Here is a 2,110-nt window from a genome sequence, read left to right on the forward strand (position 1 = left end):
GGCTCAAAGGTCCGAGCAGGGCCACCAGGGTGGCGTCTGTGCGGGCCCGCAGGGCAGCCAGGAATCGGAACAACATCGTCACCACTTTCACATCCAGCCAGCGCGCCGGTGACCTGGAATGGCTCCAGGTGCGGCAGCTGGCACGGCTTGACTATGCCCGTGAAAGCAGGAAAACCGACTGCCGTCCAACGGAAAATTGCCGCGAGATGGGTGGTTTTGACAATTGTTGACGGTTTTTGGGGGCTTGTGGGTGACTGCCGGGGCTGAAGACTACAGGTTGGTCGCCGCCACCACTTCGCTCATGTCGGTCAGGCCCTGCAACACCTTTTCGATGCCGTCCTGGCGCAGGGTGAGCATGCCGGCGGTGAGCGCAGAGTGTCGGATGTCCGAAGCCGGGGCCCGGTGGCGGATGTGCTGGCGAATGGCTTCGTCACTCATCATCAGCTCGTGGATACCCAGGCGACCGTGGTAGCCGTGGCCTTCGCATTTGGCGCAGCCTACAGGGCGCCACATCCGCAGCTCGCCCTGGGCGCCGCCGTATTGCTGGCGCCAGCGTCCGATCTGCGCCTGGCGCGCCTCGGCGGTGTTGTGGGTGCCACTCTCCAGGTACTGCGACGCCAGGCCCGCCAGCATGTCGTCGTCGGCCACACGCGGCTCGCGGCAGGCGGTGCACAGGCGCCGCACCAGGCGCTGCGCCAGGATGGCCAGCAGCGAGTCCGAGAAGTTGAAGGGGTCGAGGCCAATTTCGAGCAGGCGCGCAATACTCTCGGGCGCGGAGTTGGTGTGCAGGGTGGACAGCACCAGGTGCCCGGTGAGCGAGGCCTCGATGGCGATGCGCGCCGTCTCCTCGTCGCGCATCTCGCCGATCATGATCACGTCCGGATCAGCGCGCAAAAAGGTGCGCATGGCGGCGGCAAAGGTCCAGCCGATGCGTGGGTTCACCTGCACCTGGCGCAGGCCCTCCTGCGTGATCTCGATGGGGTCTTCGGCCGTCCAGATCTTGCGGCCTGCGGTGTTGATGTCGCGCACCACCGAGTGCAGCGTGGTCGTCTTGCCGCAGCCCGTGGGGCCACACACCAGCACCAGGCCATAGCTTTTTTGCACCACCGCGCGCAGCGCCAGCAGGTTGGGCTGGCTCAGGCCGATGTTCTCCAGCGGCAGGGGCTTGGCGCCTGCCAGCAAGCGCAGCACCACGTCCTCCAGTCCGCGCGAGGTGGGCACCGTGACCACCCGCAGCTCCACCGGCGGGCCGCCAAAGCGGGCAAAGTCGATCTTGCCGTCCTGCGGTTTGCGGTGCTCAGAGATGTCCATGCTGGCCATGATCTTGATGCGTGCCACCATCGCAAAGCGGTAGCGCGCGGGCAGCTCCAGGTAAGGCACCAGGTCGCCATCGATGCGCAGGCGCACGCGCACGTTGTGCGGGGCGGGCTCGGTCTCGATGTGGATGTCCGACGCACGGTGGCTGATGGCTTCGTCAATCACCGAATTGATGAGCCGCACCAGGGTGTTGTCCGACTCGCTGATCACGTCGGCCTGCTCGGTGTCTGCGTCTGGCGACGCAGTGGCCAGGTTGGTCAGCAACTCCTGCGAGGTGGCGCGTGCGCCTGCTGCCGCGCCGCCCGCGTCGGCAGGGCGGGTGCGGTAGGCCTTGTGGATGGCGGGCATCAGCGTGCCGGGCGCTGCGCGCAGCGGGATCAGCCGCCGCTGGGTCAGAAAGCGGATCTCGTCGATCAGCACGCGGTCCCAGGGGTCCGCCATCAGCAGCACCAGCGCGTCCTCGCGTGCGATCAGGGGCAGCACGGATTCGCGCTCGGCCACGGCACGGGGGATGAGTGCCAGGGCCGGCGCTTCGGGCGTGATGTCGCCGGGGTGCACGGTGTATTCACCCAGCCAGGTGGCAATCACGCTGCGCAACTGGTCCTGGGTGAGTGCCCCCCGGTCCACCAGGATCTGGCCGATGGGCCGCTGCACGCCATTGCCGCGCTCCTCCTGCTGCGCCTGCAGGCCTTCTGCCAGGTCCGGCGTGGACAGCAGCCCCGCGTGGACCAGCGCCTCGCCCAGGTGCCGGGCCTTGCCCACCGTGGGGTGGGGGGTGGAGATCTGACGCCAC

2 protein-coding genes are annotated in these 2,110 nt (G+C 67.7%); one reads left to right on the top strand and one right to left on the bottom strand.

Going from position 1 to position 2,110, the window contains the following annotated elements; translation table 11 throughout:
- On the top strand, positions 1 to 230 hold a 230-nt coding region (locus DBR23_RS30770; RefSeq protein ID WP_233250482.1), incomplete at its 5' end, for a hypothetical protein.
- Between the two features lie 40 nt (positions 231 to 270).
- Here the strand turns inward: DBR23_RS30770 and DBR23_RS15605 are convergent.
- Positions 271 to 2,110 (bottom strand): GspE/PulE family protein (locus tag DBR23_RS15605; protein ID WP_233250483.1); only part of this gene is annotated, 1,840 nt, incomplete at its 5' end.

The sequence above is a fragment of the Acidovorax sp. HMWF018 genome (genome assembly GCF_003061035.1).
GTDB lineage: Bacteria > Pseudomonadota > Gammaproteobacteria > Burkholderiales > Burkholderiaceae_C > Acidovorax > Acidovorax delafieldii.